Here is a 24,891-nt window from a genome sequence, read left to right as displayed (position 1 = left end):
ACTTGGCTATTTTTTGTTTTTTACATTTTCGACCATAGATGTCGTTACCACTTTTTTAGAATTGCCCCAACTGTTGTATACATAAGTTAATACATTTGCAATTTCTTCTGAAGAGAGCATTTGTTTGGTCATAACACTATTGTATTTTTCACCATTAACGGTTATTTCCCCAGATTTTCCATGCAATACAATATCTATTGCGCGATTAATATCGGCATTTAGGTAATCAGATTTAGCTAAAGGAGGGAAGGCATTTGGTATTCCTTGTCCTTCTGATTGGTGACAAGCAAAACAGGTTTGCATATAGGTTTGTTTACCAAATTTCATTTGTTCATCAAAGGATTTGGCTGGAATCTCAGATTCTACAATTTCATCGGTTGTCGGCATAGACTGAATACCCGGCCCCTCAGGAAGGTAAATATCATCTCTAATTTCTCCAGAATATATTTTTTTATTTTTTTCGCCTTCTACTTTAAGCATACCTAACGCGCCTTTATTAAATGCTCTGAAGATCGAGTGATCTACCAAAATAAATGTTCCGGGAACATCTACTTTAAATTCAACAATAGCTGCACCACCAGCGGGAATAAGAGTTGTTTGTACATTTTCATTGGTTTGTTTTCCTCCTTCAATATGTACTTTGTCAAATATTTCTCCTATAACATGGAATGAGGAAACCAAACCAGGGCCTCCGTTTCCTACGAAAAGCCTCACTGTTTCACCAACTTTCGCTGTTATTGCATTATCTCCGGTTAGCGCGCCTACTTTACCGTTAAATACAACATAATCAGCTTTTTCATCGACTGCCTTCTGCATGTCGAAAGGTTGTAAGCCGCGTTCACCATTAGCGCCTTTTGTATAGAAATCACCCTGCATAATATAATATTCTTTATCAACAGCAGGTAAACCTCCTTCAGGTTCAACTAAAATTAAACCATACATACCATTGGCTATGTGCATACCTACAGGAGCTGTTGCACAGTGATATACATATAAACCCGGATTTAAAGTTTTAAAGGAAAATACTTTCTCATGTCCAGGTGCTACAAAAGAAGATTCAGCACCTCCTCCGGGACCTGTAACAGCATGCAAATCTATATTATGAGGTAGTTTGTTCTCTGGATGATTTTGAAGATGAAATTCCACTTCGTCACCAACACGAGTTCTTATAAAACTACCAGGAACTGTACCTCCAAATGTCCAGTATACATAACGAACATCATTGGTTATTTCTCCTTCTTTTTCAAGAATTTCCATTTTAACAATTAGCTTTTTTGCGTTTCTCCGTCCTACAGGTGTAGGTACATTGGGAGGAGAGGTTAATTCTGCAACCATTTCTCTGCTTACGGGAATTTTTGAAGTGTTTTCGTAATGTTTTTCTTGATTTTTGAAGCAGCTAAAAAGAAATAAAGTAATAATTAAGGGTAAATATTTGATTTGTGTTTTCATATTTAGTGATTTAGTATTCTCAAAACTATGATATACTATTTTTTTAAAATATGATATTTATCATAATTAGGATAAATTTGTCTTAATTGTTTTTTTAGGTTTAAAATTTCAATCTTTTCTAGGTGAATTTGATTAGTAAAATAATTATTAAAAGTTTAAACTTAGTATTTTTGCATCTTTTTAATTGAAAATAAAGACCACACTTAATACATCTATGAGAACTAGGATAAAAAGAGGAATTAGAGTATCCAGATATATTTTATATAGAGAAACACTTATCGATTATACAGAAAAATTTTGGTCTTTTTTGGGAGCTTTTATTGGTATAGGAGTCATTGCTTTCTTTCAATCGTTTTATTTATCGAAAGAGGAGAATGTTTTTTTAATTGGTTCTTTTGGGGCCACAAGTGTTTTGATTTTTGGAGCTATTCGAAGCCCATTGTCACAACCTAGGAATTTAATAGGAGGTCATTTAATTCCTGCTCTTATCGGTGTTACAATCTATAAAATATTTCCAGAAATTATATGGTTGACTGCTCCTTTGGCAGTTGCGATTTCTATTGTTTTAATGCAATTTACCAAGACTTTACATCCTCCGGGAGGAGCAACAGCATTGATAGCAATTATTGGAACTGAAAAAATAAAATCTTTAGGGTATTATTATGTGTTTTCACCCGTTTTGTCTGGGGTATTAATATTATTTGTAATTGCTTTGGCTTTTAATAATATAACAAAGCATAGAGAGTATCCATCAAAAAAATATTAACATGATCAGTCGCAAAAATAAATAAATGAAAGCTATAGTGAATAGATAATTTTTCAATTTATCAATATTGGTTTTAAAAATATATGTTTGAATGAGGTTTGAGACTCAAATCTAAAAATTGTAATATTGCAAGTAGAATTTTTAGTATAAATACAAACAAAAGTTCTCATCAAATAAGTTACTCATTCGGTTACCAAAAGTTAATTAGAGTTTGAAACTTATTGATTTCACTACATAAGTTGGGTTTTAAGGTCTTCCTGCCACCCCGACAAAAAAGCCTGATGATATTCATCAGGCTTTTTTATTGTTCTTTATGTAAGTTAATTTAATCTACAACTGGACATTTAGCTTTGTATAAAATAGCGCTGTCGTTTGTGTTATTAGTTATTATATAATTGGTGTTAGCAACTATTACGATTACTTCTCCTTTCCTTAAATTAATTGTATTCTTGTCATCTTTGATTTCAACCGAACCTTCCAATGCAATAATAATTTCTAAAGTATTTGAAGCGTGGGTGTAATTTTGGTTAGCATTAATTTTTATTGAGCTAAGTTCAAAATCGGGGGCTGGACTTTTAAAAACACGTTCAACCTGATTTTGTAAATCACCTTAAGTGTTTTAATAATTTTTTATTCAAAAACCAGCTAATTAAGTTTGGGGATAAATATTTGGTATTAAAACTTTTAACTAAGGATTTAAGGAAAGAAATCTTTTAGAGTGTGAATCCTTATGGTATTGTAATTTATAATACACTTTTACTCACTGCATAAATTCTACATGATTTTGGATGATTTATCCATTAAATAAGTTTAAAAAGATAATAGATTGCTACTAGTTTTAATATTAGAATTTTTAATAATTCTAAAAATAGTATTTGCATAAAGATGAATGCTTACAGTTTAAATATTTGAAAAATCCAAATTTAAATTGGGAAAATAATATGTAATCAAGTGATGTTAAAAATTAAAATATCAAAAATATTATTAATTACTGGGCTTATGTCTTGTGTATTTTGTTTGAATATAAACGCCTGGACCATTGAAAAGGACAAGTTTTACGAAGTTACTAAATATAATATTGTAGGAAATGGGGAAGTAATGAATACAAAAGCTATTCAAGAGCTAATTCAAAAAGTACATGAAAAAGGTGGAGGAACTTTAGTTTTTCCAAGGGGAGTTTATTTGTCAGGAAGCTTGGAAATGAAGTCCAATGTAAATTTGTACTTAAAAAATGGAGCTACGCTTCTTGGAAGTACGAATCCATACGATTACGTTAGTTTGGAAATGTCTGGAAGACCAAATACTCCTAAACAAGATGATAATTCTCAAATGGCGTTTTTAGTAGCGTTTAAAGCGCATAATTTTAAAATTTATGGCGAAGGTAAAATTGACGGTCAAGGGCGAAAATTAGCCTTAAATGTAGATAGCCTTCATCACGCCGGGGTTAAAATAGATCCTCTGTATAATTATCGTAGGATGCGACCAAATGAAACAGCTCGACCAAAATTATTGCGATTTTCTAGTTGTAAAAATGTATCAATTACTGATTTGAACTTGCATAGTAGTGCTTGTTGGGGGGCGTCCTTTGAGTTATGTGAAAAGCTTAGATTAAATAATTTAAAAATCGTAAATCGAGCTTACTGGAATAATGATGGTATAGATGTCACTGATTGTAAAAATGTACAAATTACCAATTGTGACGTAAATTCTGCTGATGATGGAATATGCTTAAAGTCTTATTATCCTAGCCATTTAAATGATAGTATTTACATTGCTAATTGTAAGATAAGGTCAAGTGCAAGCGCTATTAAGTTTGGTACAGCTTCTTATGGTGGATTTAAAAATGTAACCATTGAAAATATTGAGGTATTTGATACATTTCGATCAGCAATAGCTATAGAAAGTGTTGATGGGGGTATTATTGAAAATATTAATGTCTCTCGTATAAATGCGGTGAACACGGGTAATGCCATATTTATTAGATTAGGGCACCGAGATGGAGAGACACCTGGTATAATTAAAAATATAATTATACATGATATAGAAGTTCAAATTCCATTTGGTAGACCAGATACAGATTATGACCTGAGAGGCCCCGCTGTAAACTTTTTTCATAACCCGATTCCTTCTTCAATTGTTGGTATTCCTGAATGCCATATAGAGAATGTAATATTAGAAAATATTAAAATTTCTTACCCTGGTAGAGCGTCAAAAGGAATGGCCTATGTCCCTTTAAGCCGTTTAGAACAAGTGCCTGAAAAAATTAAAGATTATCCTGAATTTACAATGTTTGGCGAACTACCAGCCTGGGGGTTTTATATACGTCATGTCAGAGGTGTACTCTTTAAAAATGTGATTTTAGAACTAAAAGATAAAGATTTTAGACCAGCATTTGTTTTTGATGAGGTGTATGGAATTAAAATGGAGCAAATAACTATTCCTAAAATAAAACATAAGCAAATCCTTTTGAAAACAACTGAAAATGTTGATATAAGCCCAGAATTAAAGGACTTGGTAAGATCAATGTAATTATAAAAGTTGTTATTCAAAATTAAATAAGCAATACAAAATGTCAATTTCTAATTTATTACGAAATAAAATCCTGCTATTTACAGTGGCGCTGCTATCTCTGGCCATGGCTTGTAAAAAAGAACAGAAGCAAAAAGTACTAAGTAAATCATTAATTGACAAAGTTTATCCTTTATTAGACACTGAAAATTCAAGGTGGTTTTTTTTCTCTTCGGCCAGTAGACCATTTGGAATGGTAAATTTGAGTCCAGATACGCAAATAGGGGGTGCATGGGGAAGTGGTTATAGATATACAACAGATACTATAAAGGGGTTTAGTCATATTCATGCATGGCAGATGTCTGGTGTGTCGGTAATGCCAATAGGTGTTCCTAAAAGCTCTCCTAGTAATTTATTTGTAGATTATTACTCGAAATTTAGTCATGATAAAGAAGTTGTAAAACCAGGATACCATCAATTAAGTCTGGATCGATATGGGATTTCGGTAGAGTTAACCAGTACTAAGCGTGTGGGGTTTCATAAGTATACATTTAAAGAAGATCAGCAACCTGCAATATTATTTAATTTAAACACAATTTTAGGACCTTGTGAAAATATTATGGGGCAATTACAACAGCTCGATAAAAATGTTTTAAAGGGGCAAATCGTAATGGCTTCTACGCATCGTAGACCAAAACCTTTAACAGTTTACTTTAAAGTAGAATTAAATAGGGATATTGATAATGTTGAGAAAGATAAAGCAACAGGAAATTATCTGGTAAGACTGGAAACTCTTAAAGATCCGGTGTTAATGAAATTGGCTATATCCTATACATCTTACGAAAATGCCACTAAAAATATGAGTTCGGAATTAACTGATTGGGATTTTGAAAAAACTGTAAAGGCATCACAGCAGGAGTGGAATGATTTGTTAAGCCGAATTCTTATAGAAGGTGGGAGTGAACAATCACAATCTAGGTTTTATACTGATTTATGGCATGCTTTGCAAGGTCGTCGCATAATAAGTGACGTTAACGGTGCGTATCCAGATAACACCAAAGAAGAATTTAAAATAGGGCAATTACCTCTTGATGAACATGGTATTCCTAAATTTAATCATTATAATTCTGATGCTTTTTGGGGTGCGCAATGGACAATCAATACGCTCTGGGGGCTCGTGTATCCAGAAATCATGCATGATTTTACACAATCTCTTATGCAATATTACAAAGATGGAGGATTGGTAGCTCGTGGACCATCTGGAGGTAATTACACTTTTGTGATGACAGGAGCTTCATCTACTCCTTTTATAGTTAGTGCCATCCAAAAGGAAATCGTAACCGAATTTTTAGATACTATTTACAATGCGCTTAAAAAAAACCATATGCTTGGAGGAATTATGGGAAAGGCTGGATATGAGCACAAAACAAGTATTGGAGGAGGGTTAAACTATTATATTAAAAATGGATTTGTACCATATCCTATACCGGAAGGTAAATTTGGAGGCCATCAGGATGGAGCGAGTCAAACTTTGGAATACGCTTATCAGGATTGGACTTTGGCACAGCTAGCTAAAAAAATAGAAAAACAAGATGATTTTGTGTATTTCACAGAACGATCAAACAATTATAAGAATGTGTTTGATTCAGTAGTGGGGTGGATGAGAGCAAAGAACCTGAAAGGCCATTGGTATGAAGATTTTGATCCATTTCAATATGAACATGGTTTTATCGAATCTAATGCAGCTCAATTCACTTGGTTTGTACCTCATGACTTGCTAGGTTTAGCAGAGTTAATGGGAGGGAAAGAAAAAGCTGTTCAAAAATTGGTTAAACAATTTCAGACAGCAGAAGAACTAAAATTTACTTCAGGGACTTCTCACGATTCTGAATTACATCCCGAATACAGCAGAATACCAATAAATTATGGAAATCAACCTTCAATACAAACGGCTTTTGTTTTTAACAAATTAGGTCGGCCAGACCTTACACAGTATTGGAGTCGTAAAGTTATTGAAAAGGCTTTTAGTGGCTTATCGCCAAATACAGGGTATAATGGAGATGAAGATCAAGGATTGATGGGGAGTTTGAATGTTTTAATGAAAATAGGATTATTTCAGTTAAATGGAGGTACGGAAGAAAACCCTGAATATCAAATTGGTAGTCCTATTTTTGATAGAGTTACCATTCAGCTCAATCCAAAATATTATCAATCCAAACCATTTATAATTGAAGCTGAAAATAACGATGCCGACCACGTATTTGTTAAGCATTTGTTTTTTAACGATCGTAAATTAAGCGAATTTAAACTTTCACATGAGCAAATTACAAAAGGAGGAACTTTACGCCTAACCATGGAGGGAAACTAAGTAGATTTATTAACAGGCATAGTATTATAATGAGTATTTTAATAAAACGATAATAAAATTATGAATATAACTATAGTAAAAATGAAAATGCGATAATAAAAAGAATATGTATTTTAGAAAATTATGCGTAATAACGTTATTTTTTTTGGGGACTTGCAAAGAGAGAAACTGCATTATTAGATTAAACGATTTACAAGTAATAGGTAGTCATAATTCTTATAAAATTGAAATTGAAAAACCTTTATGGAGTATACTTTATGAAAAGGACTCCTCAAAGGCCAAATCTTTACAATACGGACATATACCCCTGGAGCATCAATTAAATTTAGGATTAAGGAACCTAGAGTTAGATGTGTTTTTTGATCCAAAAGGAGGTTACTATGCTAATCCGAAAGGTTTGGCAATGATAAGTCAAAAGGGGAAAGTTTCTTTACTTTTTGATGTTGAGGCTAAGTTGGTAATGCCGGGTTTAAAAATGTTTCATATTCAGGACATTGATTTTCGAAGCCATCATTTAATGTTTAAAGAGGGTTTATACGTTTTAAAACAATGGTCTGATGCTAACCCAAAACATACCCCTGTTTTTGTGTTAATCAATACTAAAGATAAAGAGATAGATAATCTCAAACAACCTTTAAAATTTGGTAAGTCGGCGCTTGATAGTCTAGATTCTGAAATAAGAAATATTTTTCCAGAGGACAAAATAATTACTCCAGATTTGGTTAGAGGCCATTTTGAAACTTTGGAACAAGCAATACTTAATAGGGGGTGGCCAACTTTAGATTCGGTTAAGGGGCGTTTTTTATTTGTTCTTGATGAAAATGAAACCAGAATAAAAGAATATGTAATGGGGCATCCATCATTAAAAGGGCGTGTATTATTTACAAATAGTAAAGAAGGGAGTCCCGAGGCAGCATTTCGAGTAATCAATAATCCAATACAGGATTTTGATTATATAAAGCAATTGGTAGAAAAGGGATATATGGTACGAACACGAGCAGATGCGGGTACTATTGAAGCGAGATTGAATGATTACTCAAGGTTTGAACAAGCTATGGCATCTGGTGCACAGGTCATTTCTACCGATTACTATATTCCATCAAATTTGTTTGAATCCCAGTTTAAGGTAATTTTTGAGAATGGTAAGTATGAAAAAATAAAGGCTTATGAATAGAATTTTTAAAGCATGTTGTGTTTTATTATCAACAATAACTTTAGGATATTCACAATCAAAAAACGAGTTTCCTGTTGTTAAGCTAGAGCACAATGCTACAATAATTATAGATAAAAAGGATGCTAAGGTCGTTGATATAGCGGCAAAAATATTGATTAATGATGTATATCAGGTTTCTGGTGTAAAACTTCAACTATCCGCAAGGAATAGTCCATACGTAATCGTAGCTGGTACTATAGGGAGTCATAAACTTCTGAATAAATGGATAAAAGAAGGTAAGTTAGATTCGTCTCCTGTAGAAAATAAATGGGAAACTTTTAGTATTCAAGTTTTAAATAACCCTTCAAAAGATATTCAAAAGGCTTTAGTGGTTTTGGGGTCAGACAGACGAGCCACGGCTTATGGTTTATTAGAATTATCAAGAAAGGTAGGAGTTTCTCCCTGGGAATGGTGGGCAGATGTAAAACCCGACAAGCAAGCTGAAATTATTCTTAAACAAGAGCCAATCATTTATGGCGAACCTTCGGTAAAATATAGAGGCATTTTTTTAAATGACGAAGATTGGGGGTTGCAACGTTGGGCAGCATTAAATTATGAACCAGAAATTGGAGACATTGGACCTAAAACCTATGCTAAAATTTTTGAGTTATTGTTGAGGTTGCGCGCAAACACCTTTTGGCCAGCAATGCATAAATGTACTCAAGCATTTTATTCATATCCGAAAAATAAAGAAACAGCCGACAACTATGCAATGGTTGTTGGCTCTTCGCATGCAGAACCTATGCTTTGCAATATAAATGCCGAGTGGAATCATAAAACAATGGGTGAATATAGATACGACACAAATTCTGAAAATGTTAAAAACCTTTTTCGTGAAAGAGCCAGGCAAACAGCTGATTATGAAAGTATTTATACCGTAGGTATGAGAGGTGAACATGACTCTCCAATGATTGTAGGAGAAGATGATACGCAATCTCAAGTTAAATTACTAGAGCAAGTTATTTTTGATCAACGAGAAATATTAAGAAGTAATTCAGAACAAAAAACGGTTAAACCACAAGCATTTGTCCCTTATAAAGAAGTTTTGAAGTATTATAAAAAAGGATTAAAATTACCTGATGATATTACCTTGGTCTGGACTGATGATAATTATGGATATATTCGTCAACTAAGTAACCCAAGCGAACAAAAAAGGGGAGGTGGAGCTGGAGTGTATTACCATACCTCGTATTGGGGGAGACCACATGATTATTTATGGCTTAATTCTACAAATCCTGTTTTGATGTGGGAAGAAATGTTCAAGGCTTATGATTTTAACTCACGGGAAATTTGGATTTTAAATTGTGGAGACATAAAACCTCATGAATACAATATAGAACTGTTTTTAGACATGGCTTGGGATATAACTAATTTTAAGAATAGTCAAGATGTAAAAAAACATAGGTTTAATTGGGCTACTAGGGAGTTTGGATTAAAACATGCTCAACAGATAACTAATCTAATGATTGAATACGACAATTTAGCATTTAAAAGACGTCCAGAATTTATGGCTTGGAGCCAGGTAGAGCCCGTTACCAAGGCAAAACCTACAGAATTAACACATATATTTTATGGAGATGAGGTGACAAAGCGTATCGCAGCCTATCAGCAATTAATAGATTCAGTTGAGGTGTTAAAAAATGATATTGCAGTAAATAAACAAGATGCATTTTATCAATTAATTTATTACCCAGTTATTGGAGCCGCCAGTTTAAACCATAAATGGCTCTATGCCTACAGGAATGAATTTTCGGCTTCACAAGGTAGATTTAGTGCTAAGTATTATGCTGAAAAGTCTAAGGAAGCTTATAATCGTATAATTTTAGAAACTAAATATTTTAATCAAGATTTAAAACAAGGTAAGTGGAAAAATATAATGAATAGTGCGCCTAGAAACTTGCCTGTGTTTTCCCTTCCCTCAATGAAATTTCCTAACCGAAATGATAAACTTTCATTAGGCATAGCTTTGGAAGGTTATGAAATGGAGCTCAATAATAATACTATAAACTCTTTTGCAGATGTATTGCCAATTTTTAATGCTTACACTAAAAATTCGTACTTTATTGATGTATTTTTAAAAAAAGAGGGAACATTAAAGTGGGAAGCCAAACCAAAGGCAGATTGGATTAGCTTATCAAAAACTTCAGGTGTATTAAATTCTGACAAACCTGAAGAACGATTATTGGTTAGTATAGATTGGGAAAAAGTACCAAAAGGAGAAGATAAAAAGGAAGCACCTTTGGGCCATGATTTTCAATTAATTCCGCCAAGTTTTAAAGTGAATTCAGCTATAGAATTCATTACCAATGATGAAAATTATTCTGTAGGAGTCTCTGTTTTTAATCCTAAGTTTTCTGAATTAAAAGATTATAAAGGATTTGTTGAAGATAAGGGTTATGTGGTAATAAATGCCGAAAATTACACAAAAAAACAAAATGGTTTAGATGCTACTTACGAAATTATTGAAGGGTTAGGTTATACAGGGGCTTCAGTTGTGGCACTACCAAGGAGAGTAAGCCCACAGGTTTTAAAGACCGACATTCTAAGTAAAAGTCCAGTTCTAATGTATGATTTTTATATATTTAATTTTGGAGAAGTTAGCATTAATATTCAAGCCGTTCCTACGCATGCTCAGTTTGAAGGTAGAGGAGTAAGATGTGCGGTTTCTGTAGATGATGCTCCTCCTGAAATTATTGATTTTGAAACGATAGGGAGAAGCGCAGATTGGAAAGATAATGTTTTAAAAAATGCCGCCGTACAAACTGCCAAACAAATCTTAGATAGACCAGGTAAACATACATTAAAGGTTTGGATGGTAGATCCAGGGGTATTGATAGATCAAATATTGATAGATTTAGGTGGTTGGAAATCGTCTTATGCATTTCCTGAAGAAACTAAAATATAAATGAATTAATGGATAAGATAGTATCAGTTGTATTCATGTTATTTTTTCTGATTTCATGTAATAAGGATTTAAAAATAAAAGAAGCAAAACCACTGAAAATAGCATTTTTATCAGATGTACATTTACATGATATCTATGGAACACTAACCGATAACCCATATAAAGGTTTGTTAAATTCAAAAACAGGTAAGTATACCCTTGCCAGAACGATGCAATCCCAGTTAGAATCAACAAGATTGTTTAATGAAAATTATTTTGCTTTTAAAGCTGCTTTAAATGATTTGGTTGAAAGAGAAGTTAAGTATGTTGTTTTACCGGGAGATTTTAGCGATGATGGGCAAAGACTTAATATTAGAGGTTTAAAAACTATTTTAAATGAATATACCCTAAAATATGGATTAAAATTTATTTTAACAACAGGAAACCATGATCCTGTTAGGCCATTTCTCCAAGAGGGAGGTAAAGTAGATTTTTTAGGTCCCGGAGGCCAGACACAAGCCATTTTTAGCAATAAAGAACTTTGTGCTAAAAATGATTCAAATGATTTATCATGTATTATAACAAAAGATATGGCAAAGTTGGGATACGAAGGAATTTTAACTGAGTTAAAAACTTTTGGTTTTCAGCCGAATGATAAAACAGTGTATTGGGAAACACCTTTTACCAAATATACCTATGAGACATACCGTTATAAAGAAGCTTTAGATTATACAAGTCTTGAAAAGAGAACTTATAAAATTCAACCATCGGAAGCTGAAATTCCAGATTTGAGTTATTTGATTGAACCAGAAAATAACTTGTGGTTTCTAGCAATTGATGCAAATGTTTATATACCACGAGGTAAAGAAATTACAGTCAACCCTAATTCTTACCGAAGTGCTAACGTAGGTTATAATAATGTTTTAACTCACAAGAAGTATTTATTGGAATGGATAAAATCAATTACTAAAAGAGCCAAGACATTAGGGAAAACCCTAATTGTTTTTAGTCACTACCCTGTTGTGGATTTTAACGATGGCGCAACCAATGAAATAAAATTGCTATTTGGTAAAGATAAAATGCAAATGCATCGTGCGCCTAGTAACGATGTTACAAAAGCATTTATTAATGCAGGAGTAAAAGTACATTTTGGTGGACATATGCATATCAATGATACAGGAGTTGGTAAATTAAAAAATGGAGAAAGTATAATTAATGTTCAAATTCCCTCTTTAGCTGCCTATATACCAGCTTATAAGTTACTTAAAATACAGAGTCATAATGTATTTGAGGTAGAAACTGTAGTACTAAATTCCGTTTCTGATTTCTCATCTCTATTTCCATTGTATAGACAGGAGTATAAATATTTGTTAGATAACAATAAAGAAAACATTTGGAACCTTAATATTTTAAATACTTCTTCCTACAAAGAATTTACGGAATGGCATTTAAAAGAAGTAGTAAGGTTGCGTTTTTTGAAGCAAGATTGGCCAGAAGAATTAAAGCGCTTATTATTAAATGCTACAGGAAAGAAACTCATAGAAATTTCAACAAAAGAGCATGGTGATACAAAAGGGTTTTATAAAGATCTATTAGACCAGAATCTCCAAATACAAGATTTTGAAACATGGAATGGATTAGACATGGTTTATGATTTTTATAAAATTAAAAATGCAGATATATTAGGAATAAAGGACATTGGAAAACATCGAATGAAACAATATTTAGCACTTTCGAAACTTTTACAAAGTACATCCTTAGAAGAATTAAGGTTATTTGGAACTATTTTTATTAAATTTTCCAGTGGGAAACCAGCTGATCATTTTCAAATAGACATGACTTCAAATAGGTTAACGACAATAAATGATTTACGTTAGTTTATCTCAGTTTTAATTATAATATTTTGATATTTTTCTATGAAAAGATATTTTGCTATAATCATTTTGATAATAGGTTTTTTGTCTTTAAATGCTCAACAATTAAATTTTGAACATTATAACGATAAAGACGGACTCTCACATAATTCTGTTAGACATATCACACAAGATAGTCAAGGCTTTTTATGGTTAGGCACGTTTTCTGGGCTTAATAGATTTGATGGTTATCAATTTAAATCCTACACAAGTGTTTCGCTGGAAGAACAAGGTATATATCATGATGATATAACGGAATTAACATTTGATAAAAACTCAAATTGTTTGTGGGTAGGAACAAGAAAAGGGTTAACTCGCTTCAATATAGATACGCAAAAATTTAAAACTTTCTTGCCTGACACTAGTAAAGTTGGGACTTTGCCAGACGAAGAAATACGTTCCATATATGTTGACAAATTTAAACGGGTTTGGGTGGGTACTAAGTATGCAGGTGCATATCTTTTTCATATTGATGAAGAGCGATTTGAAAAGATAAATTTACCAGGATTTAAATATGTGAAAGAAATTGTTGAAGATAAAAATGGCAATGTTTGGGTGGGTAGTTTTGATTCGGCTGGAGTGGCGAAAATAGTGATGGATAATGTTGGCAATTTTACTGAAATTAAAAATTATACACTTTCTATACCAGACTCAAAAAAGATCAACCCTTACATAAACTTTATTTTTGAAGACTCAAAATCAGATATTTTTATAGGAACAAGGGAAGGACTTTACAAATTAAACAAATCTTCTAACGTTTTTACTAATTTGTATATAAATGATAAGGTAATAAGGGAGAAATTAGGACCGTATTTTTTATCAGTAGCTCAAGCCCCCGATGGTAAATACTGGGTAGGTACTCTAGGAGGTCTTTTGGTGTGTGATAATTTAGAGGATATTCAAAAAGGCAGTTATAATTGGTATTATTCTGTATTGTCGGACGATGCCTCCTTAGTTGATAATCTTATTTCCGCCCTTTATTTTGATCCATCAGGTGTTTTGTGGATAGGAACCGAAGAAGGACTAGATAAATATGATCCCTATAAAAACCAGTTTATTTTAAATAGAGGTATATCGAATCATATTGGAAATCAGGCTCCCAGAATTAGAGGATTTGCCAAAACTTACAATGATAACGTTATAGTGGCAACTTGGCATAATGGATTATTCTTAATAAAAAAAGATCAGTCTATTATGCCCTTGTTTAATAATAATACAAATATTGCATGTATATATTCAACAGACGGAAAAACTTTTTTTTGCGGTTTGTGGGATGGTCGGATATTAATATATGATTACCTTAAAAATGCTGCAAAAATCGTAGAAATAGGTTTTACAAATACTCCAGTTTTTTCTTTTTTAAAATTAGGTACAGATGAGTTAATGGTTGGGTCATTTGGTGAAGGAGCTATTGTTTTAGATTTGGAGAAACAAAAGCCCAATCCGTCTTATGGCACTATAATTCCTAATTACCAAATTCATAATATAAGACAAAATGGAGAGAATGTATGGATGGCTACAGAAACGGGCGTTGTTAAGTATAATTTATCAAATAAAGAGGTTAAAATTTATGAGCATAAAGCAAATACCTCTAGTGGTTTGCCTAATAATAATGTGAGTGATGTTTTAATCGATCCATATAAAAACATATGGGTGTCAACTCGTACAAGCGTAGCGCGGTATAACCCCGAATTAGATGATTTTAATATTGTTACAGAGCTCAGCGAATTAAAAGGAAAATGGGTTACGGATTTAACTATTGATGGTGATGAGATTTTATGGCTTAACATTAATAATAACAAAATTGGGAAATACGACATAAAACATAAAATTTTTAATTATTATCAGGTTGATAGCGGTAATAGATTAGATGTTTTTAGCTCCAGTGGTTTTTACAATTTTAAAGATTCTAAAATTTATATAGCAGGAAAAGAAGGTGTTGTTTACTTTTCAATAAATAGTATTAAAAAAAATAATTATTCCCCTAAACCTGTTATTACAGAATTTAAAATTGATAATAAGCAAATCCTGCCAGGAACAAAAATTAACGATCAAGTACCTTTTAAAAGAGATGTTAATTTTAGCAAAAATGTGGTGTTAGATTATAAAAATAGGAGTTTCTCAATACAATTCGCCTCACCTGCATTTTCAAATGTTAGACAAAATAAATTCCAATACATGCTGGAAGGTTTTGATAAAGACTGGAATGAAACTTCTAGTGATGCAAGAACCGTTATGTACACAAACCTTTACTCCAAAAACTATATTTTTAAAATAAAATCCTGTAACAGCGACGGGGTTTGGAGCGAAGTAAGTCAATATCACATAAAGGTTAAGCCAACATTTTGGTTAACTTATAAAGGCATTTCAATAATAGTATTCGTTTTGTCAATACTCATTTATTTTTCTAGAAACCAAATAAAATCAAGATTAAAGCTGAAACAAGAATTGTTATTAGAGAAAGTGAAAAGGGAAAGAGATGAAAAACTAAATAGCGAAAAACTCCGTTTCTTTACTAATATTTCTCATGAATTAAGAACACCACTTACTCTTATTTTAGGGCCGGCTAAACAGTTGTTACATCAAAAACAGCCGAATAGCTATGAACAAAGTAGGTTAAATTTAATTTATCAAAATGCAAACCGACTATTGAGGCTCGTAAACCAAATATTAGATTTTAGAAGAGCCGAAACAGGAACATTAGGGTTAACCATTTCAGAGATAGACATTGTAGTACCAACAAAAAATATATTTAATTCGTTTGTAGAATTAGCTCAAACTAAAAACATAAATTTCAATTTAAACATCGAAGAGGAACCTTTGATTTGTTTTTTAGATATCGATAAGTACAATAAGATTTTATTTAATTTATTATCTAACGCCATGAAGTTTACCGATAATTATGGCAATGTAGATTTGTTTTTAGGTCTAAAAGAAAGGGAGCAAAATATATTAAAAGTAGAAGTTAGTGACGATGGTATAGGAATACCAGAACAAAGTCAGGAAAAAATATTTTCTAGGTTTTATCAGGCACAAAACAGTAAATCTAGTACAACAGGGACTGGAATTGGGTTATCTTTAGTTAAGGCATTAGTTGAAATACATAAGGGAAATATTTATGTTGAGAGTCAACCCAATAAGGGAAGTGTTTTCACCGTGGAGTTACCCATAGAAAAGGAAACCTATAGCAATGCAGAATTGGTGGAATTTACTGGTACGGCAACCACTCACGAACAGATGCCTTATAAGCTTAATGAAGCCATAATAAATAATTTGGAAGTAAAACGTCCAAAATCAAATACCGATATAAAACCTAATATTTTGGTGTTGGACGATAATGCAGAACTAAGAAAATATGTAGCTGATTACCTTTCTGAGGATTATATGGTGTATCAAGCTGAAAATGGAAAAGAAGGACTTGAAATTTGTAGAAAGGTTAAACCAGTATTATGCGTAGCCGATGTAATGATGCCAGTAATGGATGGATTTGAATTCGTTGAAGAGTTAAAAGCAGATGAAAATTTAAGCCACATTGCAGTTGTTTTACTGACAGCCTTAGCAGAAAACGAGAATAGAATAAAAGGATATACCATAGGAGTAGATGGCTATTTGGTAAAACCCTTTGATCCAGATTTATTAAAAACAAGAATCGATAATGTTATAAAAATACATTCTGATTTAAAGCGAAAATTTTCAGGAGAAGTAGAAAGCGATGTTATAGATTTAGCGCACTCAGAAAGAGATATTCAATTAGTATCTAAAATAAAAAGTGTTATAGATGAGAATATTAATGAACCTAAATTAACACCCGGATTTTTAAGTAAAGAATTGGCAATGAGTTCTTCCAAATTATATAGAAAAATTACTCAACTCACTGATTTATCACCCAACGAATTTATTAGGACAGTTAGACTAAAAAAATCGGCACAATTATTAAAAACAAAAAATTACAATGTTTCAGAAGTAGCAGGTATGGTTGGTTTTAACGACCCACTTTATTTTAGTAGATGTTTTAAAAAGCAATTTGGGTATTCACCAAGTACTCTGTTGAAGTAACTCCTTTTTTTTATAATGAAATAGATTAAAATTAATGTAAATATTAAAAATGTAGAATTATGTTTAAAATGAAAACTTGGAATTTTTTGATAGCGTTTTTAATTATGTTTTCAGTATTAAGTTGTAACAATGCAAGGCATGTAAATATTGAAAACCCCATAGTAGATGGGCACTTTGCCGACCCATCGATTGTAAAGTATGAAGGTAAGTTTTATATATATGCTACAAAAGATCCATGGGGAGGTGAAGATTTGGCAGTATTGGAATCTTCAGACCTTAAGCATTGGAAGCAAAAGCAGATAAAATGGCCTACAAAATCATTATGTACGAGTCCGACATCGAATACTAGCAGGGTATGGGCTCCTTCGGTTATTCAGGGTAAAGATGGTAAATTTTATATGTATGTTTCTGTAGGAAGTGAAGTTTGGGCAGGTGTTAGTAATAATCCTTTGGGGCCATGGAAAAATGCAAAAAAGGATAATACACCCTTAATAAAAGGGAATATGTTTCCAGAATATCACATGATTGATGCAGATGTATTTATAGATGACAATGGAGAAGTGTACTTATACTGGGGATCTGGTTTGAATTGGGTAAACGGGCATTGTTTTGTTGTGCAGTTGCAGGATGATATGATAAGTTTTAACCAACATGAAATTAAAGATGTTACGCCCCCAAATTATTTTGAAGCACCATTAATGGTAAAAAGGAACGGAAAGTATTATTTAATGTACTCTAATGGTAAATGCACAAACGAAACATATAACGTTAGATATGCCATAAGCGAAAGTCCATATGGTCCTTGGGTTGAGCCTAATAATAGTCCTATTTTAACTACTTCAAACGACAAAACAACAAAGGGGCCAGGACACCATACGGTATTTAATGAAAACGGTCAGTTTTATATCTTATATCATAGAATCACTGATAATACAGATGAGCTTTATCGAGAGTTAGCTATCGATAGTTTAAATTTCGATGTAAATGGTTTAATTGAGACGGTGAAGCCTAATAGAGGTGTTCGAATAACTTTTCGGTAAAAAGTTAATGGTAGTATCTCACTAAGTTTTACACATTATGGGATAATGTCAATTTAATATTAATAATTCATTTAATATTATACGCATTAATTTACTATTAGTAAAAGCCCTTATAACAATTTTGTTATAAGGGCTAATAACTCAACTAACACAAAACAATATATGAAGATTAGTATCCTGGGTTTTGTACTAATCCTGGTGTTGTAGCCAAAGGACCTGGAGGAATTGCAAATATTCTATGATTAGGATCTGTGTCGGTCTTATCAGTCCATGAATCTTCCCATTTTCCAAACCTAATTTGATCTGTTCTTCTATGGTACTCCCAATAGAATTCGTAACCACGTTCATTATAAACATCTTCTAAGGTTACATTTGTTTTAGCGAAACTAACTCCACCTCGAGCAACTCTAACTGCATTAACATCATCTAAGGCATTTCCTGCTAATCCTGACCTGAGTATGGCTTCTGCTCGCATTAAGTACATCTCAGCTAGCCTAAATACAACAATGTCGACCCCAGTGTCATCGCGATTTGAACCTATATCATCTATACCCCACTTAGAAACTCTTACACCTACAGATTGGTTTTCTGCAATTAAACTAACTTCTCTAGTGTGATTTGCTAAAGATTGATCACGTGTCCAAAGTTGCACAGGAACTATATCTATAGTTTGGTCAGAATTAATGATAGGGGTGCCGTTATCATTTTTAATTCCATATAATTGACCTTCGAGAAACCCTCGGTGTACTTTGTAATCAGATAAAGGAATTGTGCCTTCTTCATTAGGATAGTTAGCTTTAAAAAACCTTGGGTCATTATCCGAATCCCAGGTGTCTAAGAAATCGGGTAAAGTACATCCTGCATCCGATCCTGTTAAAAAATCACCATCTGGAGAAATATAGATATAACCACGAGAAAGTCCATTTGTAGTATTTCTTGTAACGCTTCTACCTCCAATACGCACTGACGTTTTTTCGTTTTTTACTGCCCAAATAATTTCTTTGTGGTTTTCGTTATCTGGATCAAAAATACTAAAGTAGTCGTCTGTTTCTAAAGCATGATTGGTACTATTAATAATCTCGGTGGTTAGGTTTATAACTTGTTGCATATCTTCATTAGCAAAGCTGAAACTAGACGCATATCGATCTTCATAAACAGCTCTGTTTAAATAAACTCTAGCTAATAATGATTTTGCAGCGTCTTGCGTAAATCGTACTGTGTTCTTACCTGTAGGTAAGTTGGGCAAGGCTAATTCTAAATTTGTAATAATTGTACTAACGGCTTCGGCACCAGTTAATATTTGAGAATCAGCATTGAAATCAATATTTTCAATTCCTCGATAAGGAACTTGACCATAGGCATCTAAAGCTACCCACATGTAATGAGATAAAAGCGCTATTGCCTCGGCTTGTTCTTGTGTACCAGCTTCTAAGAAATCAATAGCTAATGTGGCATTAGCCAGTCCTGTAGTGATATGTTCCCAAGTTTCTCTGGTGTAACGATGTTCTGGTTTCCAATCATGTCTATGTAATTCTTGAAACGTACCTCCATCAAACCAATCACTTTGTCTTGTTGGGACCATGCCTTCATCGGCAGAAAAGGTTTGTAACGCAAAAAACCATCTGTGTCCATATACTCTACGCATAGAATTGTAAGCTGGAGCTAGAAGACTTAAAGGGTCTGCGTCTTTCAATAAGTCTTCGCCTCGGGCCTCATCGATTATATTTTCATCAATGTTACATGATTGATATCCGAAAACAGAAACCATCATGATAATTAGAATAATTAAACGTTTTTTCATATTTCTATTTGTTTTTTTAAAATTAAGTATGCTTTAAGTTTAGAATGAAAGGTCTAAACCTAAAATAATTGTTCTAGGACGGGGGTAGGCGGAAAAGTCCACGCCGTAAGTGTTACCTCCTGCGGTATTCACTTCAGGGTCATAACCCGAATAATCTGTTATTGCAAAAAGATTCTGTCCTGTTAAATATAGCCTTAGGTTACTAGCAAAATATGCATCAGGTATGTTCCACCCTAATGTAGCATTATTCAATCTTAAAAACGCGCCGTTTTCTATATATCTAGAAGAAGAGACAGGAGCCACAAGAGGGTTTTCATTAACATCAAGGTAAGCACGGTAAATGTTGTTTCCGTTTTGAGCCAATGAGGCAGCACTTGAGTAAGCTCTTGCAGTGTTATTGAAAATATCAACACCGCCAACTCCGTTAAAGTTCAAAGCGAGATCAAAGTTTTTATAGCTTGCATTAATGTTAAAACCATATATAGTTTTAGGCAAAGCATCTCCTACAATTTGTCGAGTTTCTGATAAACTTTCGTTTCCGTCCGCATCAAATCCATCAAATTTATACAAGTAAAATGATCCTGCAGATTCACCGTTAGTAAATATGCTACTGGTTTCACCAGAGGCACCTGGTCCAGAAATGCCCCCTACATAAATATCTGTATCTAAGCCTTCAATTGTATTGTTTAAGAAAGATATATTGCCTCCAAAATCAAGTGTAAAATCATTAGATCTTATAATATTTGCATCAACACCAAATTCAAATCCATTGTTGATAATTTTTGCATCAGAATTCACAAAAACTGTATTGACAGATGCCGGAGCAGCCGCTGAAACTTCTAAGAATAAATCGGTCGTGGTTTTGTCAAAATAATCTATTGTACCACTAACTCTACCGTTTAGGATGGCCCAATCTAAACCTACGTTGAATTGTTCTGTAACCTCCCATTTTAGATCAGGATTAGGTGTACGTGTTATTCCAAGCCCATTAACTACAGTTGTTCCGTTAAAAGTAAAACTATTATCGAAAGAGATGTTGTATGAGGGTTGTGTAACTCTTACAGGGACAGCTTGGTTTCCAGTTTGCCCCCAACCTAATCTTAATTTTAAATTAGAAAATACATTTGAATCTTTAAGAAATTCTTCTTCTATAATTTTCCAACCAAATGCTGCAGATGGGAAATAACCATATCTATTATTTTTACCAAATACAGACGATCCATCGGCTCTTAGTGATGCAGTTATTAAGTACTTATCAAGTATGTTAGCATTAACCCTTCCAAAGAATGACTGTAGCTTTCTTTCAGTATTACTTGATCCAATAATAGCATTACCTTGAGCAATTCCTAAGTTATAAATAGGGTCTATTTCGGTTGTGCTAAAGTCGTCTCTTCTAATTCTAACATCCTTGTTATTAAATACTTGATACGAATGCCCTAAAAGTATATCAAAATTTAACTTTTCGTATTCTTTAGCATATGTAAAATAGTTTTCGATTAATTTATTGGAATCCTCTCTTGAAACTAGGGTTACTTGGTCAGTATCAATTGAGCCACCATTGTCAGCATTACTAAATACTCTTATGTAACGGTCGGTATCGGCATTTTCGTAAGCTAAATTTACTTTGTAATCTAATCCTTCTAGAATTGTATATGTAGCCGATAAGTTAGCGAGAAGTCTTTTGCTTTCTGCTCGGTCACGGTATAGGTCAAAAAATGAAACAGGATTATCTGTAGCTCCTGTTCTTGTTACTAGGTTACCATTTTCATCTCTAGGTGCTGCTGTTGGGTTTGCTCTAAGAGCAGAGGTGATTAAGTTTCCGTCAGAACTAGCAGAACCACCTGTAGCTTGGCTTTCGTCGGTTAAGTCGGCAGCAGTAAGGTTTAGCTGTAACTTTAAGCGGTCGTCCAAAGCAGAGGTTCCTATGTTTATTCTTCCGTTTACTTTTTCATGCCCAGTTGTTTTTACTAAACCTTCTTGGTCTAGATATCCTATGGATACATTATAATTGGTTTTTTCTGAGCCTCCAGAAAAGCCAAAGTTATAATTTTGAGTAAGTGCTGTTTGGTAAATTTCATCTTGCCAGTTAGTATTGGCATTTGCTGCGTCAATATAGCTGTTAGGGTCTCTCCCAACTATAGCTGCAAGACGGGCCGTTTGTTCGCGATACTCATTTGCATTTAGTAAGTCTATTTCTCTTGCTACAGTGGCAACTCCAAGGGATGTTCCTAAAGTAACAGTAGGTTTCCCTTGTTTTCCTTTTTTTGTTTGTATAATTACCACACCATTAGAAGCTCTAGTTCCGTATATGGCAGTTGCCGAAGCATCTTTTAAAACGGTTATGCTTTCAATATCCTGCGGATTTAAAAAGTTTAGTGGACTTCTTGATCTAGTTGCTCCTAAACCCGGTATAGACTCACTGCTTGAAGAACCTCCGTCAAGCGGAACACCATCAACTACAAAAAGGGGATTTCCATCTCCTCTAACAGTATTTACACCTCTAATATTAATGTCAATAGCACTTCCTGGCTCTCCTGAACCAGATGTTACATTTACACCAGAAATTTTACCTTGTAATAATTGACCAGGAGAATTGTTTATCCCCTTATTGAAATCATTAGCTCCAATAACTTTAACAGACCCTGTTAAATCCTTGCTTTTTGTTTGGCCATATCCAACTACAACAACCTCGTCTAATTGTGCAGAATCTTCTTCAAGTTTAATTTGGATATTTGCTTGCCCATTTACTGGGATTTCGAGGGTTTTGTATCCTATGTAAGAAACCACTAAAGTCGCATCTGAATTGCTTACGGTAATATTAAAGTTACCATCAAAACTTGTAACGCTTCCATTTGAAGTTCCTTTTTCCACAATACTTGTACCCGGTAATGGTACACCATTTTGATCTGTTACGCTTCCCGTGATTGCGAGATTCTGTCCATAAACTGTTAACAGAGATCCTAGCGATATACAAATCATTAAGAGTTTTTTCATCATAATTAATAAACTTTAGATTAGTTGTTATAAAACTATACACATAGTTTACATTTTACATGGATTTTTAAGTCAAAAACATGGATGAACCACAGTAAGATGAGGATATTTTAGAATCTTCATGAAAATGCTATAAAAATGTTTTATAAGGGATTTTTTAGGTAAAAAAGTTAAGACTAATACAGCTATTGAAGAGTTCTTCTTTTACATGTATAATGCTTAAAGTTTTACTGTTTAGTTTCTTTTTATTTCAATTAAAAACTTAAATTATAATTTTAATAAAGAAGACAGAAAAACAGTAAAAATTAATCTTACGAAAGTAGTATGTAAATTAAAATGGTAAGGGAAACCAATATAAAACCACCTAATTTAACATGTTTCCAAGATTTTTCTTCTTGTCCTTTTTGCATTTCTGGATGTGTTTCATTTTTTGGGAATAATTTTGAAACAGAAAACATGATCAAAAAATTTAAGACAAATTCGATACCCCAAAGGTGTACGAAGTGGATATCTAAGTTTAGAATAAAGGTGGTTAATATATAAAATGAAAAGCCGAAAAATAAACCCGCTTTAGCTCCTACAGTGTTTATTTGTTTAAAAAAGATGCCGGCAATAATTATTGACGATATAGGAATGAAAAAGATACCATTTAATTGTTGTAATAGTTGGTAGAGACCTTCGGGTGCAAAGGCAACCAGTGGTGCTACTGAAATTGATATAACGGCTAAAATAACAGAAGACAGTTTACCGTATCGAACAACTTTTGAATCTTCGGCATTTTTATTTATAAGTTTTTTATAAATGTCTAAACAAAAAATAGTACTTGCGGAATTTAAAACACTATTAAAGGTACTTAAAACAGCCCCTAATATAACTGCTGCAAAGAAACCATAAAGATAAGTTGGTAAAACCTTTTTTACTAATAAGGGGTATATTAAATCGGGGCTATCATAATATTGGTCTTGGAAGTAGTAAAATCCAATTAATCCTGGTAAGACGATAATAGCGGGAACAAATAATTTTAAAACCCCTGTGTAAATAAGTCCTTTTTGTGCTTCTACCAAATTTTTTGCACCAAATGCTCTTTGCACTATGGCTTGGTTCATACCCCAAAAGTACAATTGATTAATCATTAAACCAGTGAATAATACCGAAAATGGTAAAGTGGAGTCTGGCTTTCCGATAATGTTGAACTTTTCAGGATCAAAATTATATACTTTACTTAGGCCGTTAAAGATATGTCCATCTCCAATTTGATAAAGCGCAATTACAGGAACTAATAAACCTCCTAAAATAAGCCCAATGCCATTTAGGGAATCCGAATAGGCAACAGCCTTTAAACCGCCAAAAATAGCATATAAAGAACCTATAATACCAATGGTTAGAATCGTGTAAATTAAGGATTGTTCTTTGGAGATATTAAACATCAATGAAAAATCAAATACACTTTCAATATTAATAGCGCCAGAGTATAATACAATGGGCAGTAAGGTTACAACAAAAGAAGACATTAGTAAAAAAGCAACTATGGTCCTGATAGCTCCATCAAAACGTTTTTCTAGGAATTCGGGAATTGTTGTTAGCCCCATCCTTATAAATTTGGGAATAAAATATATGGCAGCAATAACCAATGCAATAGCCGATGTTACTTCCCATGCGATGACGATGATTCCATTTTTATAAGAATTACCGTTCATTCCTATTAGGTGTTCTGTGGAAATGTTGGTAAGTATCATCGAGCCCGCAATAATGGGGCCTGTAAGACTTTTTCCTGCTAAAAAGTACCCTTTGGATGTTGTGAATTTATCTTTTCGTAGTTTATAAGTCGTGTACAAAATTACAAATAACGTAAATCCGAAGAACCCCAAATAGGTAAAGAGCATAATAAAAATTTTTAAT

Annotated in this window: 12 protein-coding genes and 1 pseudogene; 8 read left to right on the top strand and 5 right to left on the bottom strand. The window is 33.1% G+C overall.

The features are described from left to right. Positions 1–6: 6 nt before the first annotated feature. Positions 7–1,449: a copper-containing nitrite reductase gene (gene nirK, locus ICJ83_RS08680; RefSeq protein ID WP_188229993.1), complete on the bottom strand. Its 1,443-nt coding sequence runs from the start codon at positions 1,447–1,449 to the stop codon at positions 7–9. A gap of 214 nt (positions 1,450–1,663) precedes the next feature. Between nirK and ICJ83_RS08675 the strand changes: the two genes are divergently transcribed. Continuing rightward, positions 1,664–2,215 (top strand): HPP family protein, encoded by a 552-nt coding sequence (locus ICJ83_RS08675; protein WP_188229992.1) that lies wholly within the window; start codon positions 1,664–1,666, stop codon positions 2,213–2,215. A 325-nt stretch (positions 2,216–2,540) separates the two neighbouring features. On the opposite strand, the gene ICJ83_RS17130 is transcribed toward ICJ83_RS08675, so the two are convergent. Further along, positions 2,541–2,753 (bottom strand): cupin domain-containing protein, encoded by a 213-nt coding sequence (locus ICJ83_RS17130; protein WP_394354311.1) that lies wholly within the window; start codon positions 2,751–2,753, stop codon positions 2,541–2,543. A 461-nt stretch (positions 2,754–3,214) separates the two neighbouring features. Here ICJ83_RS17130 and ICJ83_RS08670 point away from each other — a divergent pair, with 461 nt between their 5' ends. From ICJ83_RS08670 to ICJ83_RS08640, 7 genes and pseudogenes are all read left to right on the top strand, one after another. Next, complete coding sequence (locus tag ICJ83_RS08670; protein ID WP_223154673.1) at positions 3,215–4,744, top strand: glycoside hydrolase family 28 protein; 1,530 nt, start codon at positions 3,215–3,217, stop codon at positions 4,742–4,744. Between the two features lie 46 nt (positions 4,745–4,790). Further along, positions 4,791–7,091 (top strand): annotated as a pseudogene (locus tag ICJ83_RS08665) (GH92 family glycosyl hydrolase); the annotation flags it as partial. Between the two features lie 145 nt (positions 7,092–7,236). Further along, a complete protein-coding gene (locus ICJ83_RS08660; protein WP_223154672.1) occupies positions 7,237–8,265 on the top strand; it encodes a phosphatidylinositol-specific phospholipase C1-like protein in 1,029 nt (342 codons plus the stop codon). Next, a complete protein-coding gene (locus ICJ83_RS08655; RefSeq protein WP_188229989.1) occupies positions 8,258–11,209 on the top strand; it encodes a glycosyl hydrolase 115 family protein in 2,952 nt (983 codons plus the stop codon). The genes ICJ83_RS08660 and ICJ83_RS08655 overlap by 8 nt, the downstream gene beginning before the upstream one ends. 8 nt (positions 11,210–11,217) lie before the next feature. Beyond that, the gene (locus ICJ83_RS08650) at positions 11,218–13,065 is read left to right on the top strand and encodes a metallophosphoesterase family protein (RefSeq protein WP_188229988.1); all 1,848 of its coding nucleotides are present in this window, start codon (positions 11,218–11,220) and stop codon (positions 13,063–13,065) included. Positions 13,066–13,104: 39 nt separating this feature from the next. After that, positions 13,105–17,157, top strand: a complete 4,053-nt coding sequence (locus tag ICJ83_RS08645) for a two-component regulator propeller domain-containing protein (RefSeq protein ID WP_188229987.1) — start codon at positions 13,105–13,107, stop codon at positions 17,155–17,157. A gap of 104 nt (positions 17,158–17,261) precedes the next feature. Then, positions 17,262–18,197 (top strand): family 43 glycosylhydrolase, encoded by a 936-nt coding sequence (locus tag ICJ83_RS08640; protein WP_223154670.1) that lies wholly within the window; start codon positions 17,262–17,264, stop codon positions 18,195–18,197. 169 nt (positions 18,198–18,366) lie between these two features. Here the strand turns inward: ICJ83_RS08640 and ICJ83_RS08635 are convergent, their stop codons facing one another. The 3 genes from ICJ83_RS08635 to ICJ83_RS08625 all read right to left on the bottom strand — a co-directional run bounded on the left by ICJ83_RS08635 (position 18,367) and on the right by ICJ83_RS08625 (position 24,875). Beyond that, entirely contained in the window at positions 18,367–19,998 is a 1,632-nt protein-coding gene (locus ICJ83_RS08635; RefSeq protein WP_188229986.1) for a RagB/SusD family nutrient uptake outer membrane protein, read from the bottom strand. 39 nt (positions 19,999–20,037) lie between these two features. Then, the gene (locus ICJ83_RS08630) at positions 20,038–22,995 is read right to left on the bottom strand and encodes a SusC/RagA family TonB-linked outer membrane protein (protein ID WP_188229985.1); all 2,958 of its coding nucleotides are present in this window, start codon (positions 22,993–22,995) and stop codon (positions 20,038–20,040) included. A 308-nt stretch (positions 22,996–23,303) separates the two neighbouring features. Next, positions 23,304–24,875, bottom strand: coding sequence for a solute:sodium symporter family transporter (locus ICJ83_RS08625; protein WP_188229984.1), 1,572 nt, complete (start codon positions 24,873–24,875; stop codon positions 23,304–23,306). Between the last annotated feature and the right edge of the window lie 16 nt (positions 24,876–24,891).

This window comes from Aestuariibaculum sediminum (assembly GCF_014596945.1).
Classification (GTDB): domain Bacteria; phylum Bacteroidota; class Bacteroidia; order Flavobacteriales; family Flavobacteriaceae; genus Aestuariibaculum; species Aestuariibaculum sediminum.
This window is presented reverse-complemented; position numbering and strand designations above follow the sequence as displayed.

Excerpts from the sequence above, each read along its gene's own strand:
- ICJ83_RS08650 (WP_188229988.1), top strand. The coding sequence starts at position 11,218 with ATGGATAAGATAGTATCAGTTGTATTCATGTTATTTTTTCTGATTTCA.
- ICJ83_RS08670 (WP_223154673.1), top strand. The coding sequence starts at position 3,215 with ATGTCTTGTGTATTTTGTTTGAATATAAACGCCTGGACCATTGAAAAG.
- nirK (WP_188229993.1), bottom strand. The coding sequence starts at position 1,449 with ATGAAAACACAAATCAAATATTTACCCTTAATTATTACTTTATTTCTT.
- ICJ83_RS08675 (WP_188229992.1), top strand. The coding sequence starts at position 1,664 with ATGAGAACTAGGATAAAAAGAGGAATTAGAGTATCCAGATATATTTTA.
- ICJ83_RS08630 (WP_188229985.1), bottom strand. The coding sequence starts at position 22,995 with ATGATGAAAAAACTCTTAATGATTTGTATATCGCTAGGATCTCTGTTA.
- ICJ83_RS08625 (WP_188229984.1), bottom strand. The coding sequence starts at position 24,875 with ATGCTCTTTACCTATTTGGGGTTCTTCGGATTTACGTTATTTGTAATT.
- ICJ83_RS08635 (WP_188229986.1), bottom strand. The coding sequence starts at position 19,998 with ATGAAAAAACGTTTAATTATTCTAATTATCATGATGGTTTCTGTTTTC.
- ICJ83_RS08645 (WP_188229987.1), top strand. The coding sequence starts at position 13,105 with ATGAAAAGATATTTTGCTATAATCATTTTGATAATAGGTTTTTTGTCT.
- ICJ83_RS08640 (WP_223154670.1), top strand. The coding sequence starts at position 17,262 with ATGTTTTCAGTATTAAGTTGTAACAATGCAAGGCATGTAAATATTGAA.
- ICJ83_RS08655 (WP_188229989.1), top strand. The coding sequence starts at position 8,258 with ATGAATAGAATTTTTAAAGCATGTTGTGTTTTATTATCAACAATAACT.